Here is a 14,465-nt window from a genome sequence, read left to right on the forward strand (position 1 = left end):
GCGGCAAGTAACAATCCTGCGCAGCTGGCAGACCGTACTTACGCGTTTGACGCGTGCGCGAGGAACATAGGGCTTTGCCCGCATAAGCAAAACCACCCGCTTGGCGGGTGGATGCTTATTTTTGGTATGGAGCGATCCGGCGGTCAGAGATCGTCGCCCCCGGCGTCGCGGTCAAAGCCGAGCAGATGGCCTGGCAGGTAGCACCACGGCTTGCAAAGCGTATCGTTATAGTGCGCGACGGCCTGCCGGTAGATGCTCTCGCTGCGCGCGAGGATCTGGGCGAGCTCGGGATCGTAGCGCACGCCGGCGGCCTGACGGCGGCAGGCGGAGAGCTGCGCGGCGGCGCTTTCCACCACGCTGCGCCGACTGCGCAGGACGCGCCGCACTTCCCAGAACCAGAGGACGAGAAAGGCGGTGGTGCTCACGGCGGCGATCAGCCAGGCGACCCACGACGACATCGGCTTCAACTCCTTTTTCTGCAGATTTTATCGTTGGAACCAAGCATAGCAATTTTTTCCAAAAATTGGGAAACGAGGGTATGAGATGTATGCTTTTTCGGCGCGAAATGCAGGGGAGAGCAATTTTTGCGAAAAAATAAAAAAAGAGTGGCGGCTGTCCGCCGGCTGTGGTAAGATAGAAAAAATCAACGATCCCGGGAGGTCAGGATATGAGCTATGCCGATCAGGTTTTTCGCCGGAACTGCGAGGACATTTTGAAAAACGGCGTGTGGGACACGGAGCTTGCCGTGCGTCCGCGCTGGGAGGACGGGACCCCGGCGCACACGGTCAAGAAATTCGGCATCGTCAACCGCTACGACCTGCAAAGGGAATTCCCCATCCTCACGCTGCGCCGCACCTATTGGAAGAGCGCGGTGGACGAGCTTTTGTGGATCTGGCAGAAAAAGAGCAATAACGTCCACGAGCTTTCCTCCCACATCTGGGACGCGTGGGCGGACGAGAGCGGCAGCATCGGCAAGGCCTACGGCTACCAGCTCGGCGTGAAGCACCAATATAAAGAAGGAATGTTCGATCAGGTGGACCGCGTGCTCTACGACCTGAAGCATGATCCTGCCTCGCGGCGCATCCTGACGAACCTCTACAATTTTGCCGACCTGCATGAAATGGCGCTCTATCCCTGCGCCTACTCCATGACCTTCAACGTGTCGGGCGATACGCTCAACGCCATTTTGAACCAGCGCAGTCAGGATATGCTGGCGGCGAACAACTGGAACGTGGTGCAGTACGCGGTGCTGGTCCACATGATGGCGCAGGTCAGCGGGCTCAAGGCCGGCGAGCTGGTGCACGTCATTGCGGACGCGCACATCTACGACCGCCATGTGCCCATCATCGAGCAGATGCTTTCGGAGCCGGAGAAGCCCGCGCCGGCGTTTTTCATCGACCCGAGCGTGACGGATTTCTATGCCTTCACAAAGGACAGCTTCCGGCTCGAGGGCTATGAGCCCTGCCCGTTCGAGGCAAAAATCCCCATCGCGGTGTAAAGGAGAACGCTATGACCGCCATCGTCTGTGTGGACAAAAACTGGGCCATCGGCCGGGACAACGCATTGCTGTTTCATATTTCCGCCGACCTCAAGCATTTCCGTGCGCTCACGACGGGAAAGACCGTCGTGATGGGGAAGAATACCCTGCTTTCGCTGCCGGGCGGCAGACCGCTGCCGAACCGGCGGAACCTCGTGGTGAGCACGACGATGGCGCCGCGCGAGGGTGTGGAGGTCGCGCGCAGCGTCGGGGAGGCCGCGGCGCTGGCGGGAGAGGATGCCGTGCTCATGGGCGGCGCGCAGCTCTACCGCGCGCTGCTGCCGCGCTGCGAGCGCGTGCTGGTGACGCAGGTGGACGCCGCGGCGGAGGGGGTGGACGCCTTCTTTCCGAACCTCGACGCCGCGCCCGATTGGACAGCGGAGACGGTGGGGGAATGGCAGGAGGAAAACGGCCTGCGCTTCCGCTATGTCGATTACGTCCGAAGAACGTAAGGAAACAGGGGCTTTCCGCAAGAGCGGAAGGCCCTTTTCAAATGCGGAGAAAACGAGTATAATGAAAAAAGATTTTCTGAGAGGAGGCGAGGGCCGTGGCGGAGCTGAATACCGATGTGCGCTTTGTCAGGGGCGTGGGCGAGGCGCGGGCGAAGAGCCTTGCGAAGCTCGGCATCACAGACCTGAAAAGCCTCATCTCCTATTTCCCGCGCGCCTACGAGGATCGGCGGGAGAGCCGCCGCATCGCGGAGCTGCAGGTCGGTGAGCGCGCCTGCGTGACGGCGATGGTGGCGTCGGAGCCGAAGCTCTCGCGCATCCGAAAGGGATTGGAGCTCGTCAAGCTGCGCGTGGTGGATGAGAGCGCCGCGCTGGAGCTGACGTACTTCAACCAGTCGTACCTGAAAAACACGTTCCACGTGGGCGAGAGCTACACGTTCTACGGTACGGTCGAGGGGACGCTGCTGCGGCGGACGATGACGAATCCCGTCTTTGAGCGGGAGGGGCTGCACGCCGTCACCGGCTGCATCGTGCCGGTCTATCCGCTGACGGCGGGCGTGGGGCAGAGCCTGCTCCACCGCGCCATCCGGCAGGGGCTGGACGAGGGAGCGGACCGGCTGCCCGACCTGCTCCCTGCGGAGCTGCGGCAGCAGCATGGGCTGTGCGGGGTACGGTATGCCTACGAGAATATCCATTTCCCCGCGGACGACGCGGCGCTGGCGGCGGCGCGGCGGCGGCTCGCGTTCGAGGAGCTGTACTTCCTCACGCTCGGGCTGCGGCTGCTGCGCGCACGGCGGACGACCGTAAAGGGCAAGACCTGCGCGGCGGTCGATATGACGCCGTTTTTCGGCGCACTGCCGTTCTCGCTCACCGGCGCGCAGGCCCGCGCGGTGGACGATATTCTGCGCGACATGACGGCGGAGCGGCCGATGAACCGGCTGGTGCAGGGCGACGTGGGCAGCGGCAAAACGATGGTCGCGGCGGCGGGAATTTACTTCGCGGCGAAAAACGGCCTGCAGGCGGCGTTGATGGCGCCGACGGAAATTCTGGCCGAGCAGCACTATCACACGCTCGCGCCGCTGCTGGAAAAGCTTGGCGTGCGCTGTGCGCTGCTGACGGCCTCGACCAAGGCGAAAACGCGGCGGTCGATCTTAGAGCAGCTCGCGGCGGGGGAGATCGACCTTGCCATCGGCACGCACGCGCTGCTCTCGCCGGACGTTTCGTATCAGAACCTCGGGCTGGTCGTGACCGACGAGCAGCACCGCTTCGGCGTGAACCAGCGCGCGGCGCTGGGAGCCAAGGGTGAGAACCCGCACCTGCTCGTCATGTCCGCAACGCCCATCCCGCGCACGCTGGCGCTGATGATCTACGGCGACCTCGACGTTTCGGTGATCGACGAGCTGCCGCCCGGACGGCGGAGCATCGAGACCTACGCTGTGCTGTCGAGCTACCATGAGCGCATCTACTCCTTCCTCGAAAAGCAGCTCGCGGAGGGACGGCAGGCCTACATCGTCTGCCCGATGGTGGAGGAGAACGGCGAGCTGCCCGACGAGCGCAAGGCGGTGACTGCCTATGCGGGAAAATTGCAGAAAGAGGTGTTTCCGAACCGAACGGTGCGTTTTCTGCATGGAAAAATGAAAGCGAAGGAAAAGGAAACGGTCATGCGCGCGTTCGCCGCGGGCGAGATCGACGTGCTCGTTTCCACCACGGTGGTGGAGGTCGGCGTGGACGTGCCGAACGCCTCGGTCATGCTCATCGAGAACGCGGAGTGCTTCGGGCTCTCGCAGCTCCATCAGCTGCGCGGGCGCGTGGGGCGCGGGCCATGGCAGTCGTACTGCATCCTCGTTTCCGACAACCGCGGCGAGGACAATAAAACGCGGCTCGACGTGATGCGCCGCACGCAGAGCGGCTTTGCGCTGGCGGAGGAGGATCTGAAGCTGCGCGGCCCGGGCGACTTCTTCGGCGCGCGGCAGCACGGTCTGCCGACGCTGCGCGTGGCGGACTTCGCCTGCGACATGGAGCTGCTTTATGAGGCACAGGGCGCGGCGGAGGCGCTGCTCGCCCTCGACCCGAGGCTGGAGGGACACCCGGCGCTGCACGCGCGGGTGCGCGAGCTCTTTGACCTCAACGCCGAGGCGCTGAATTGAAACCGAACAGAAAACGAAAACGACCGCGGGAGCGGTCGTTTTTTCACGGGAAAAAGCCGGTGATGGGCAGGAATAAAGGAAGCGGGGCAGAGGGCCGAACGGCTCTCTGCCCCGCTTTTGCTTCAGGGTATCCGGTGAATGAGACGGGCTCAGGCGTTATTTTTGGCGAAGCGCTTGCCGATGAGCATGATGACCGCGAAGGTGAGCAGGTACCAGAAGTTGCCCATCTTGTGGCCGATGAGGCAGGCGATGACCATGAAGACCGAGCCGCAGATGGCGAGCGTCGGAATGACGTAGCGGCGCAGCGCGGATTCGTCGGTCGCCTTCTTCATCCAGTTGATGAAGATCGGAATGTAGAGGGCGTAGATGGTGATGATGGGCAGCTCGGTGGGATCAAAGAAGAAAATGACGCTTTCAAACGGCGTGCCGACAAAGGCGACGGCATGGCTCCAGGTGCCGGCGAGGTTGGAGAGATAGAAGTAGAGGCCCCAGGCGGCGCAGTAGAACAGGCCGAGGATGGCGGAGTTGTTGGGGAGGTTGGAGACCTTGTCCACCTGACTGAAAAGCTCGGGGTGGGGGCCCTCGCCGCGGGCGGCAAGGGAGTAGGGGCCGCGGCAGCAGCCGAGCATCAGGCCGTTCATCGTGCCCATGCAGGAGATGGCGATGAAGAGGTTGAGGATGTTGCCGAGAACGGGACCGAACACGTTGATGAACGCGGCGGTCGCGCCGGAGTCGCACAGCTCCTGATTGGTGGCGCCGCCGGCGACGCCGATGTAATAGAGAATATAGGTGGCGACGATGATGAGGCCGCCGATGAGCAGAGCCTTGGGCAGATTGCGCTTGGAATCCTTGAGCTCGGCGTTGATGGAGGTGGCGATGATCCAGCCCTCATAGGCGAAGGCGGTGGCGCAGACGGCGGCGAAGAGCGGGCTGCCCGTGACCTCGTAGCCGACGGCGGGGGTGGTGAAGTTGTTGGTCAGCATCCCGTTGGCGAGGCCGAAAATGATGCCGACGACCGCCATGAGCGCGAGGGGAATGAACTTGATGACGGTGGTGGCGACCTGGAACTTACCGGCGAGCTTCGGCGAGAGCGCGTTGACGGCGTAGGCGCAGACCATGTAGAAGAGCATGAGCGCGAGGCACTCGGGACCGATGATGCAGCCGCCCGCCTCGGCCGGAACGATGAGCGGGAAATCGGGATCGACGGAGGTGACGAACACCAGCGTATAGCGGGCGCTCAGCCAGGCGAGCGCCGAGGTGAGCGTGGGATAGTAGGTGGTGGAAAGGAACCAGCCGATGTAGTAGCCGTAGCGCTTGCCGACGATGGCCTCGGCATAGTCGACGATGCCGTTGACCTTTTCGTATTTCTGCGCCATGGCGGAAAAGGCGAGGATGCAGACGATCATGATGGCGCCGCCGATGAGCCAGGCGAGGACGCCGAGCGGCATATCGCCGCCGGTCTTCTGCAAAATGACCTGCGCCTTAAAGAATACGCCCGAGCCGACGACGATGCCGACCACCATACAGATCGCGGTGAAGAGGCCGTATTTCTTTTCGAGCTTGTTTTCCATTGCTGTCACTCCTTATCCGGCGGGGATCTTCCCAAAGTCCGCCGTATCAAAAATTCGGCGGGGGGGTATTCCGGTATCCGCCGTGTAAAAAAGAAGCCCGCCCATTCAGGGAACGGCGAAACCATAGCAAAAATTATAAAGCGATGCTTCAAAAAAAGCAATCGTTTTGACGCTTTAGAGAGGTAAAATATGAATTTTTTGTGAATGTGACGAATTGACGGGTAAATCGTTGGATATTTTGACTGTAAAGATTTCGTTAAAATGAGAAAAAGCGGGAAAATAAAAATTTTTGAACGCTTGACGCACGGAAACGTGCAACAAAACGGGGGTGGGCGGCTACGGGTGAAAACGAACGGCGGCCGGAACCGGTGCAGCCCGCGCAGGGAAGAAGGAAATGCGGGAGAGCCGGGGACGGCGGCGGAAGGGATGTGATCGAAGGAATGCGAGCAAAGGCGACCCGTGAGCGCGTCATTCAGAGACTGTACGAAATGGCGCTGGCGCGGGCAAACGACGCGGTGAAGCTCGCCTACTGCCAGGAGCCGACGGAGGACGAGATCCGACGGCTGGACCTCGGCGCGGTGGCGGAGTTCCGCCGCAGCAACCTCGGGAGCGTGGAGATCCGGTTCATCGACCGGGTGAAGGCATTGCAGGCGCTGGCCGGTATGCTGGAGGGCGAGGGCTGCGAGGCGGAGGAGTTTTTCCGCGCGATGGTGCAGGCGGAGGAGGAAGCGTGAAGGAGATGATACCGCTCTCGCTGCGGCAGAGGAAGGCGTTCGTCTGGTGGGCGAGGAGGGAATACGAGGACTATGCGGCGATCATCTGCGACGGCGCCATCCGCTCGGGCAAGACGCTGGCGATGGGAATGGGCTTTTTCTTCTGGGCGATGGCGTGCTTTTCCGACCGGCAGTTCGCGTTGTGCGGGCGGAGCGTGGGCGCGCTGCGGCGCAACCTGCTGGAAACGGTGCTGCCGCAGCTGCGAAGGCTGGGCTTTGCCTGCGAGGAGAAGCGGAGCGAAAAGCTGCTGATCGTGCGGCGGCGCGGACGGGAAAACCGGTTCTATCTTTTCGGCGGGGCGAACGAGGCGAGCGCCGCGCTGATCCAGGGCATGACGCTGGCGGGAGTGCTGTTTGACGAGGCGGCGCTGATGCCGCGCTCGTTTGTCGAGCAGGCGAGCGCGCGCTGCTCGGTCGAGGGGAGCCGGCTGTGGTTCAGCTGCAATCCCGAGGGGCCGAACCACTGGTTCTACCGGGAGTGGGTGTGCCGGGCCGAGGAGAAAAGGGCGCTCTATCTCCACTTCACGATGGCGGACAATCCGTCGCTGAGCGCGAAGGTGCGCGCCCGGTACGAGAGCATGTACAGCGGCATTTTCTACCGCCGCTTCGTGCTGGGCGAATGGACGGCGGCGGAGGGGCGCATCTACGACTTCTACGCGCCGGGGGAGTACGCGCAGGAGGCGCCCGCGGAGCCGTGGGAGAGGCTGCGCGTTTCCGTGGACTACGGGACGGTGAACCCGACGAGCATGGGGCTGTGGGCGCTCAAGGACGGCGTGTGGTACCGCGTGGACGAATACTACTACGATTCCCGCACGGAGGGCCGGCAGAAAACGGATGAGGAATACGTCGACGCGCTCGAGGAGCTGACGCGGGGAAGAAGGATCGAGCGCGTGATCGTGGACCCGTCGGCGGCGAGCTTCATCGAGACGCTGCGGCGCAGGGGCTTCCGCGTGATGCGGGCGAACAACGCGGTGGCGGACGGACTGCGGGTGACGGCGGATCTTCTGAAGAAGAGGAGGCTCGTGATCTGCCGGAGCTGCAAGGACTGCCTGCGGGAGATGGAGAGCTACGAATGGGTGAACGACGGGAGCGGACACGACGTGCCGCGCAAGGAGAACGATCACGCGATGGACGAGATGCGATACTTTGCGATGTCTGTGGCGGCGGGGCGCGGCGCGATGCCGACCGCGTGCGCGGTGACAAGAACGACGAACTGGAGAGGAGCGGCAGAACGGTGAAACGAAGGAAAAAGGAGCAGACGGGCGGCGCGGCCGCGGCGGTGCAGGTGCGCGAGAGGGGAGGGCATCCCTTTGCGGCGCTGCGAGGCTATATGCCGCTCGGCGGGGCGGACGCGGCGCTCTACCGCAGCGTCCGCGAGGCGGTGCCGATCGTGGACGCGGCGATCGGAAAGCTGGTGAGGCTCAGCGGCGGCTTCCGCGTGCTGTGTGAGGACGAGCGGGCGCAGGAGGAGCTGGGCGAATTCCTGCGCACGGTGAATGTGGGACACGCGCAGGTGGGCTTCAACGCCTTTCTGGACAAGTATCTGGATTCGCTGCTGACGAACGGACGCGCGGTGGGCGAGATCGTGCCGGACGCGGAGGGACGCGAGATCGCGGCGGTGCTGTGCCACCGCGTGGAGCAACTGGCTCTGCGCGAGGGCGAGACGGCGCTGGATGTGCGGTTCTGCGGCTACGACGCGGCGGGGAGGCTGCGCGAGCTGCCGCGGCAGGAGCTGGTGCTTTTCACGCCGCTGCTGCCGGAGTCGGAGAATCCCTACGGCGTATCGCTGCTGCGCTCGATGCCCTTTATGGCAGAGCTGCTCTCGCGCATCTACTACGCGGTGGGGCAGAACTGGGAGCGCTGCGGCAACGTGCGCTTCGCGGTGGTCTACAAGCCGCAGGGCGAGGAGCCGGACGGCGCGCTGGCGCGCGAGCGGGCCGAGCTGCTGGCGCAGGAGTGGTCCGGCGCGATGCAGGAGACGCGCGGCGGGAGCGTGCGCGACTTTGTGAGCGTGGGCGACGTGAGCATCCACGCCATCGGCGCGGACAACGTGATGCCCGACTGTGAGGTGCCGGTGCGGCAGATCCTCGAGCAGCTGGTGGCCAAGACCGGCCTGCCGCCGTTTTTGCTGGGGCTGAGCTGGTCGTCCACCGAGCGCATGAGCAGCCAGCAGGCGGATATGCTCACGAGCGAGATCACGGCGCTGCGGCGCACGCTCACGCCGATGGTGGAGCGCGTGTGCCGGCTGTGGCTGCGCCTGCATGGCTACGGCTGCCGCTTTGCCGTGGAGTGGGACGACATCAATTTGCAGGACCTTGTGGAGGAGGCCAAGGCGGAGCTGTACCGCGAGCAGGCGCGCAGGCTCCGACTGGAAAATGACGAGAGGGAGGAACAGACTTGAGCGAGAAAGGAAAGGAAGCGGGCATCGCCGTGACGGCGGAGGAGCTGGCGCGCATCAACCGCTTTGCGAAGAAGGAGCTGCGCGCGGAGGAGGTCTACACCTTTGCGGTGAAGCTGTGCGACAACGAGGTGGATCGCGACTTTGAGCGCTTCGACCGTACGGCGCTGGAGAAGCTCTCGGAGCTGTTCGTCGGCAGGACGGGCATCTTCGACCACAGCTGGTCGGCGGGCGGACAGACGGCGCGCATTTACCGCGCGGAGGTGATCGAGGAGGAGACGCGCACGACGGCGGGCGACAAATACTGCTGGTGCAAGGGCTGGGCCTATATGCTGCGCACGGAGAAAAACGCGGAGCTGATCGCGGAGATCGAGGGCGGCATCAAAAAAGAAGTGAGCGTCGGGTGCAGCGCGGCGAAGCGAAGCTGCTCGATCTGCGGGAAGGACGCGGGGCGCTGCGAGCACGAGCGCGGAAAGTATTACGGCGGGAAGCTGTGCTACGCGGTGCTCAGCGACATCACGGACGCCTATGAGTGGAGCTTTGTGGCGGTGCCCGCGCAGAGAGCGGCGGGCGTGGTCAAGCGCTTCGGTCAGCGCGAGGGCTCGCTCAAGGCGATGGTGCGCGCGTGCGGCAGCCGCGCGCAGGTGCGCGAGCTGGAGGAGCTGGAGAAGCTCTCCGCGCTGGGGAAAAGCTATCTCGGCGCGCTGCGCCGCGAGGTGAGGCGCCTGATGCTGGTAGCCGACGAGACGCTTGACGGTGCGGTAGCCGAGAGCGTGACCGAAAAGCTCGGCGAGCGCGAGCTGCTGGAGCTGAAGAAGGCGTTCGGCGCGCGTGCGGCAAAAAAGCTCGGTACGAACGTGCAGATCGTCGATCCGCGTGAGGTGCGCGAGGAAAACGAGCGCGACTTCTGCGTGTGAGCAGAGAAACCAAAAAAGCGGAGCGCTTTTTGGAATAAATAACGAAGAAAAGAGGAGGAAATGAGATGAGCATTTCTTACGAGGGCATCGGCGCGTGGTGCGCCACCTTCGCGGCGGGCACAGGAGCCGAGGAGGGCAAGGTCGTCAAGGCGTCCGCCAACGGCACGGTGAGCAAGTGCGCTGCGAACGACGGCTTCTGCGGCGTGGTGGCGGCGATGGGCCGCGACGGCAAGGCGTGCAGCGTGCAGCTCGGCGGCCTTGTGCGCGTACCGTACAGCGGCGAGACCGCGCCGGCGGTCGGCTGGAATCTGCTCGCGGCGGACGGAAACGGCGGCGTGAGCGTTGTGACCAGCGGCGGACACAGCTACCTTGCCGTCGAGGTCGATACGACCGGCAAGACCATGACCATCATGCTTTAAGAGGAGGAGAAAAATGACGTACGGCTATGAAAATCTGAAGCTCGAAAAGGGTATGTATGCCCAGAGCGGCAAGAGCTTTTCCAGAGTGCTCGAAAGCCTGGACCCGAGCGAAAACTACCGCGGCACGGCACTGGAGGGCCTGGACGCCTTCCAGCGTCAGCTCAAGCGCTTTGACATCCACGTCAAGGGCGCGGGCAGCGACATGGTGGAGAAGTTCTTCCACACGACCGACAGCGCGGTGCTGTTCCCCGAGTTTGTTTCGCGCGTGGTGCGTCAGGGCATGGAGAGCGATATTCTGCCCGAGATCACCGCGACCACGACCAACTTCGACGGCATGGATTACCGCACCATCGCGTCCGTGCCGACGGACGACGACAAGGCGCTGCGCCGCGTGGAGGAGGGCGCGGTCCTTCCGATGACCGCCATCCGCACGCAGGAGAATCTGGTGAAGCTCCACAAGCGCGGACGTATGCTCGTGGCGAGCTACGAGGCCATCCGCTTCCAGCGACTGGATCTGTTTTCCGTGACCCTGCGCCAGATCGGCGCGTACATCGCCCGTATGCATCTTGACGACGCGGTGCAGGTGCTGATGAACGGCGACGGCAACAACAACGCCGCCGACGCCTACGAGATCGGCAGCGGCAGCGGCAAGATCAGCGGCACGGCGGGCACGCTGACCTACAGCGCGCTGCTGGAGTTCTGGTCCAAGTTCGACCCCTACAGCATGAATACGATGCTGGTGTCCAACGACGTGATGCTGCAGATGCTCAAGCTCTCGGAGTTCCAGAACCCGCTGACGGGCCTGAACTTCCAGGGCACCGGCACGCTCTCCACGCCGCTGGGCGCGAAGCTGCTGCGCACCTCCGCCGTTCCCGCGGGCAAGCTCATCGGTCTCGATAAGAACTATGCCCTCGAGCACATCTGCGGCAGCGAGGTGATGGTGGAGTACGACAAGCTCATCGACCGCCAGATCGAGCGCGCGGCGATCACGAGCATTTCGGGCTTTGCCAAGCCCTATCAGGAGGCATCCAAGGTGCTGACCGTTTAACGGCGGCAGGAAGCGAAAGGAGGGAGAGCGATGGACGAGGAGATCCTTGAGACGGCGAAGAGCATCTGCGCCTGCGGCGCGGAGGATGAGGCGCTGCTCAAACGGCTCTGCGCGGCAAGCGCGCAGGCGCTCGAGCGCGAGCTGCGCGAGGGCGTTGCGCCGGAGGACTGCAAGGGCGCGTTCATCTGCGCGAGCGCATGGCTGGCGGCCGCCGCGCTGACGGACGCAAGGCTCGGCGGGGCGGAGGAGCTGTCCTCCCTCCGCGCGGGCGACGTGACGGTCGAGGTCAGGGGCGGAGCGAACAGCGAACGTGCCGCGGCGCTGCGGCGCAGCGCGCGGCAGCTGATGGCCCCGTATACGGAAGGAGGCGGCTTCTTCTTTTGCGCAGTGAAGGGATGAAAAGCATGATCGACCAGGCGTTCCGCCGCTACGGCATGACCGTGACGGTGGAGCATGGCGCGGAGACGGGCGAGACGCACGGCTTCGTGCAGCCCGTTACGGCGGTGAGCGGCGGCGAGCCGTTCTCCGTCGGGCCGCTGGGCGCGGCGGATCGGCGCTGCTGGCGTTATCTCGGCAGCGCGGAGGTGAGCGTGGCGCAGGGGGACCATATCCTCTGCGAGGGAAAGCGCTACCGCGTCCGCCGCGCGGAGAGCGTGAAGCTCGGCGCTCTGGTGACGCACTACTGGGCGGTGCTTGATCGCGAGGAGGAGACGGCATGACGGCGGCGGGACAGGTGCGGTCGGAGATCGTGAGCCGGCTGAAGGCCGCTGGTCTTGACGCGGCGGAGGCCTATGAGGACGAGCGCTTCCGCGAGAGAAGTGGGAGCGTGGTCGCCGTCGGCGCGAAGCAGGCGGAGCTGGCGCACGCGGGACTGATGAACTATCTCGGCGAGCGGTACGACGCGGAGAGCGGGCGGACGGTCGAGGTGTACGGCAGGAAGCTCAAAATGGCGGCGTCGCTGGACGTTTACGCGCCGCGGCGCAAGGGGGCGCGCGGCTGTGAGCAGACGGCGGAGGCCGTGAGCGAGGCGCTGCTGGACGGTCTTGCCGATGGGCTGACGCTCGATGAGCTGAGCTGGGAGAAAACGGAGTGGGACGAGGAGTACGGTATGTTCGTGCGGCGGGGCACCGCGCGCTGCACGGCCTACTTCGTGGCGACGGCAGACGAGGAGAGCGCGGTGCTGACGGATTTTATTTTGAAAGGTGTGATGCAGTAGGTGGGCAACACGGTGGTACATGAGCACCCGGGCGTGTATTCGTCCTACGACGCCTCGAGCGTGATCGGCGGGAAAAAGACCGCGAGGATCCTCGGCGCGGCGGCGGTGAGCACGACGGGCACAGCCAATGAGGTGGTGACGCTGACCTCTTACGCCGAGGGCGTGAGCGCCTTCGGTGAGGACGCGGAGGGTACGGTCGGCATGGCGGCGCTGCTTGCGGCGCTCTACCGCAACGGCGCGGCGGTGGTCAAGGCGGTGAAGGTATCCGCGGCGACGCCGACCGGCTATGAGGCGGCCTTTGCCGCGCTGGAGCAGGAGGCGGTCGATGTGATCGTGTGCGACAGCACGAGCGTGGACGTGCAGCTCAAGCTGCGCGCGAGCGTGGAGAAGGCGTCGGGCGCGCAGAGGGAGCGCATCGGCGTGGTTTCGGGCGGCGCGAGCGAGACGGCGGCGAAGCTCGTGGAGCGCGCGGGCAAGCTCAACAGCGAGCGCATGGTGCTCACGGCGCCCGGCGATGTGCGTATGGCGGCGGCAGCCGCCGCAGTCATCGCGGGGGAGAGCGACCCGTCCGTGCCGGTGAACGGCGCGGTGCTCGCGGGCTTTTCGGGCCTGAGTGCGAGCTACGACGACACACAGGTGGATACCCTGGTCACCGGCGGCGTGACGCCGCTGGAGTGTGTGAGCGGTGAGGTGAGCATCGTGCGCGGCATCACGACGCGCACGACCACCGGCGGGGCGGCGGACAAGACCTGGCGCGAGCTGACGACGGTGCGGATCGTGGACGACGTGATCCCCGCGCTGCGCGCGTCGCTGCGTGCGCGCTTCGTGCGCAGCAAGAACACCGCGCAGGTGCGCGCGGCGATCCGCTCGCAGGTGATGGTGGAGCTGGAAAACAAGCGCGCGCAGGAGATCATCGACAGCTTCGGCGAGGTGAGCGTGAAGGCGTCAGAGGACGATCCGACGGTGTGCCTGGTGGAGTTCAGCTTCGCGGTGGCGCACGGGCTCAACCGCATTTACCTCAGCGCGCACATCACGGTGTAAGGAGGCGGAGAGATGGCAAATATGACGATCCCGACGAGCCGGGACATTTATCTGGAGCTCAACGGCAAAAAGCTGGCGGTGGTGCAGGGCTACAGCGCGAAGGCGTCGCGCACGAGCCGCGAGGTCGAGGCCTTCGGCGAGAGCGAGCCGGTGGCGACCGTGGGCGGGCAGACGCGCTATACGCTTGAGCTCAGCCGCCTGTACGCGACGGACGAGGCCATCGGCGACGGCGTGAGCTTCTATGAGCTCGACGACTTTTCCGTGGTGGTGTGCCGCCCGGGCAAGCGCATCATCTACAGCCATTGCCGCTGGAGCAACATCGAGGAGCTGGGCAAGCTCGGTGAGCCGGTGGCGGAAAAGGTGACGGTCATCTCCTGTAAGCGCATGGAGACGGACGCCTGATGGGAGACGATGCGGTTTTCGCGGCGCAGCAAAGGCGCGTGACCGAGCAGCTCGGCGCGGCGATGCTTGCGGCGGTCGGACTGATGGTGCGGCAGTATCTGGGAGCGCCCACGGGAGAGAACGAGGGGCAGGACTCCGCTGACGCGGCATGGGAGGACGGCACGCAGGCGTTCCGTGCGGGCGAGACGGTGAACGAGAGCTTTGACATGGCGCGTTATCTGCGGCTCAGGCAGGGCGCATCGGCGGCGGAGCCGGAGGAGAGCGAGGGCCGCGCCGATGCGGAGGACCGTTCGCGGAGCGTAAGGCGGACGGCAGAAAAAATGATGTCTGCGCGCACGGCGGCGGGGGACGCCGGCGCGCGAGGGAGCGGGGAACGGAGCGCATCCGCCGCCGCGCCGGAGAGCGGCGCGGGAAGGCATGACGCGGCGGAGGCGTTTGTTTCGGCGGAGGGCGGAGACGCCCTCCGCACCGCGCGGAGCGTGAGCGGAGAGATCGAGCGCGACGCGCGGCGCTATGACGGCGGATTCTATCTTTACTGAGAGGAGGC

17 protein-coding genes are annotated in these 14,465 nt (G+C 64.7%); 15 read left to right on the forward strand and 2 right to left on the reverse strand.

The window, feature by feature from the left end:
• Positions 1 to 143 precede the first annotated feature (143 nt).
• Positions 144 to 467 (reverse strand): hypothetical protein, encoded by a 324-nt coding sequence (locus tag KQI17_RS04430; protein ID WP_216494997.1) that lies wholly within the window; start codon positions 465 to 467, stop codon positions 144 to 146.
• A gap of 200 nt (positions 468 to 667) precedes the next feature.
• Here KQI17_RS04430 and thyA point away from each other — a divergent pair, with 200 nt between their 5' ends.
• The 3 genes from thyA (at position 668) to recG (ending at position 4,133) form a co-directional block, all read left to right on the forward strand.
• Positions 668 to 1,498, forward strand: coding sequence for a thymidylate synthase (gene thyA, locus KQI17_RS04435; RefSeq protein ID WP_216494998.1), 831 nt, complete (start codon positions 668 to 670; stop codon positions 1,496 to 1,498).
• 11 nt (positions 1,499 to 1,509) lie between these two features.
• Entirely contained in the window at positions 1,510 to 1,989 is a 480-nt protein-coding gene (locus KQI17_RS04440; RefSeq protein WP_216494999.1) for a dihydrofolate reductase, read from the forward strand.
• A 95-nt stretch (positions 1,990 to 2,084) separates the two neighbouring features.
• Positions 2,085 to 4,133 carry an ATP-dependent DNA helicase RecG gene (gene recG / locus KQI17_RS04445; protein WP_216495000.1) on the forward strand — a complete coding sequence of 683 codons (2,049 nt, stop codon included), beginning with the start codon at positions 2,085 to 2,087 and terminating at the stop codon, positions 4,131 to 4,133.
• A 149-nt stretch (positions 4,134 to 4,282) separates the two neighbouring features.
• On the opposite strand, the gene KQI17_RS04450 is transcribed toward recG, so the two are convergent.
• Complete coding sequence (locus tag KQI17_RS04450; protein WP_216495001.1) at positions 4,283 to 5,704, reverse strand: APC family permease; 1,422 nt, start codon at positions 5,702 to 5,704, stop codon at positions 4,283 to 4,285.
• Between the two features lie 428 nt (positions 5,705 to 6,132).
• Between KQI17_RS04450 and KQI17_RS04455 the strand changes: the two genes are divergently transcribed.
• The 12 genes from KQI17_RS04455 to KQI17_RS04510 all read left to right on the forward strand — a co-directional run bounded on the left by KQI17_RS04455 (position 6,133) and on the right by KQI17_RS04510 (position 14,457).
• The gene (locus KQI17_RS04455) at positions 6,133 to 6,438 is read left to right on the forward strand and encodes an XRE family transcriptional regulator (protein ID WP_216495002.1); all 306 of its coding nucleotides are present in this window, start codon (positions 6,133 to 6,135) and stop codon (positions 6,436 to 6,438) included.
• 5 nt (positions 6,439 to 6,443) lie between these two features.
• Positions 6,444 to 7,715: a PBSX family phage terminase large subunit gene (locus tag KQI17_RS04460; protein WP_216495147.1), complete on the forward strand. Its 1,272-nt coding sequence runs from the start codon at positions 6,444 to 6,446 to the stop codon at positions 7,713 to 7,715.
• Complete coding sequence (locus tag KQI17_RS04465; protein WP_216495003.1) at positions 7,712 to 8,878, forward strand: serine/threonine protein phosphatase; 1,167 nt, start codon at positions 7,712 to 7,714, stop codon at positions 8,876 to 8,878. The genes KQI17_RS04460 and KQI17_RS04465 overlap by 4 nt, the downstream gene beginning before the upstream one ends.
• The gene (locus KQI17_RS04470; protein ID WP_216495004.1) at positions 8,875 to 9,792 is read left to right on the forward strand and encodes a hypothetical protein; all 918 of its coding nucleotides are present in this window, start codon (positions 8,875 to 8,877) and stop codon (positions 9,790 to 9,792) included. The genes KQI17_RS04465 and KQI17_RS04470 overlap by 4 nt, the downstream gene beginning before the upstream one ends.
• 65 nt (positions 9,793 to 9,857) lie before the next feature.
• Positions 9,858 to 10,211 carry a hypothetical protein gene (locus tag KQI17_RS04475; RefSeq protein ID WP_216495005.1) on the forward strand — a complete coding sequence of 118 codons (354 nt, stop codon included), beginning with the start codon at positions 9,858 to 9,860 and terminating at the stop codon, positions 10,209 to 10,211.
• A 13-nt stretch (positions 10,212 to 10,224) separates the two neighbouring features.
• Complete coding sequence (locus tag KQI17_RS04480) at positions 10,225 to 11,259, forward strand: phage major capsid protein (protein WP_216495006.1); 1,035 nt, start codon at positions 10,225 to 10,227, stop codon at positions 11,257 to 11,259.
• A 30-nt stretch (positions 11,260 to 11,289) separates the two neighbouring features.
• Positions 11,290 to 11,658, forward strand: a complete 369-nt coding sequence (locus KQI17_RS04485) for a hypothetical protein (protein ID WP_216495007.1) — start codon at positions 11,290 to 11,292, stop codon at positions 11,656 to 11,658.
• Positions 11,655 to 11,978: a hypothetical protein gene (locus KQI17_RS04490; RefSeq protein WP_216495008.1), complete on the forward strand. Its 324-nt coding sequence runs from the start codon at positions 11,655 to 11,657 to the stop codon at positions 11,976 to 11,978. The genes KQI17_RS04485 and KQI17_RS04490 overlap by 4 nt, the downstream gene beginning before the upstream one ends.
• Positions 11,975 to 12,475, forward strand: coding sequence for a hypothetical protein (locus KQI17_RS04495; RefSeq protein WP_216495009.1), 501 nt, complete (start codon positions 11,975 to 11,977; stop codon positions 12,473 to 12,475). The genes KQI17_RS04490 and KQI17_RS04495 overlap by 4 nt, the downstream gene beginning before the upstream one ends.
• A gap of 12 nt (positions 12,476 to 12,487) precedes the next feature.
• Positions 12,488 to 13,516 (forward strand): phage tail sheath subtilisin-like domain-containing protein, encoded by a 1,029-nt coding sequence (locus tag KQI17_RS04500; protein ID WP_371821952.1) that lies wholly within the window; start codon positions 12,488 to 12,490, stop codon positions 13,514 to 13,516.
• A 12-nt stretch (positions 13,517 to 13,528) separates the two neighbouring features.
• Positions 13,529 to 13,918: a hypothetical protein gene (locus tag KQI17_RS04505; protein WP_216495011.1), complete on the forward strand. Its 390-nt coding sequence runs from the start codon at positions 13,529 to 13,531 to the stop codon at positions 13,916 to 13,918.
• Complete coding sequence (locus tag KQI17_RS04510; RefSeq protein ID WP_216495012.1) at positions 13,918 to 14,457, forward strand: hypothetical protein; 540 nt, start codon at positions 13,918 to 13,920, stop codon at positions 14,455 to 14,457. The genes KQI17_RS04505 and KQI17_RS04510 overlap by 1 nt, the downstream gene beginning before the upstream one ends.
• The last annotated feature ends 8 nt before the right edge of the window (positions 14,458 to 14,465 follow it).

It is taken from the genome of Oscillibacter sp. MSJ-31 (assembly GCF_018918025.1).
GTDB lineage: Bacteria > Bacillota > Clostridia > Oscillospirales > Oscillospiraceae > Hominicoprocola.

Excerpts from the sequence above, each read along its gene's own strand:
- thyA (WP_216494998.1), top strand. The coding sequence starts at position 668 with ATGAGCTATGCCGATCAGGTTTTTCGCCGGAACTGCGAGGACATTTTG.
- KQI17_RS04440 (WP_216494999.1), top strand. The coding sequence starts at position 1,510 with ATGACCGCCATCGTCTGTGTGGACAAAAACTGGGCCATCGGCCGGGAC.
- KQI17_RS04450 (WP_216495001.1), bottom strand. The coding sequence starts at position 5,704 with ATGGAAAACAAGCTCGAAAAGAAATACGGCCTCTTCACCGCGATCTGT.
- KQI17_RS04460 (WP_216495147.1), top strand. The coding sequence starts at position 6,444 with ATGATACCGCTCTCGCTGCGGCAGAGGAAGGCGTTCGTCTGGTGGGCG.
- KQI17_RS04475 (WP_216495005.1), top strand. The coding sequence starts at position 9,858 with ATGAGCATTTCTTACGAGGGCATCGGCGCGTGGTGCGCCACCTTCGCG.
- KQI17_RS04480 (WP_216495006.1), top strand. The coding sequence starts at position 10,225 with ATGACGTACGGCTATGAAAATCTGAAGCTCGAAAAGGGTATGTATGCC.
- KQI17_RS04485 (WP_216495007.1), top strand. The coding sequence starts at position 11,290 with ATGGACGAGGAGATCCTTGAGACGGCGAAGAGCATCTGCGCCTGCGGC.
- KQI17_RS04490 (WP_216495008.1), top strand. The coding sequence starts at position 11,655 with ATGAAAAGCATGATCGACCAGGCGTTCCGCCGCTACGGCATGACCGTG.
- KQI17_RS04495 (WP_216495009.1), top strand. The coding sequence starts at position 11,975 with ATGACGGCGGCGGGACAGGTGCGGTCGGAGATCGTGAGCCGGCTGAAG.
- KQI17_RS04505 (WP_216495011.1), top strand. The coding sequence starts at position 13,529 with ATGGCAAATATGACGATCCCGACGAGCCGGGACATTTATCTGGAGCTC.
- KQI17_RS04510 (WP_216495012.1), top strand. The coding sequence starts at position 13,918 with ATGGGAGACGATGCGGTTTTCGCGGCGCAGCAAAGGCGCGTGACCGAG.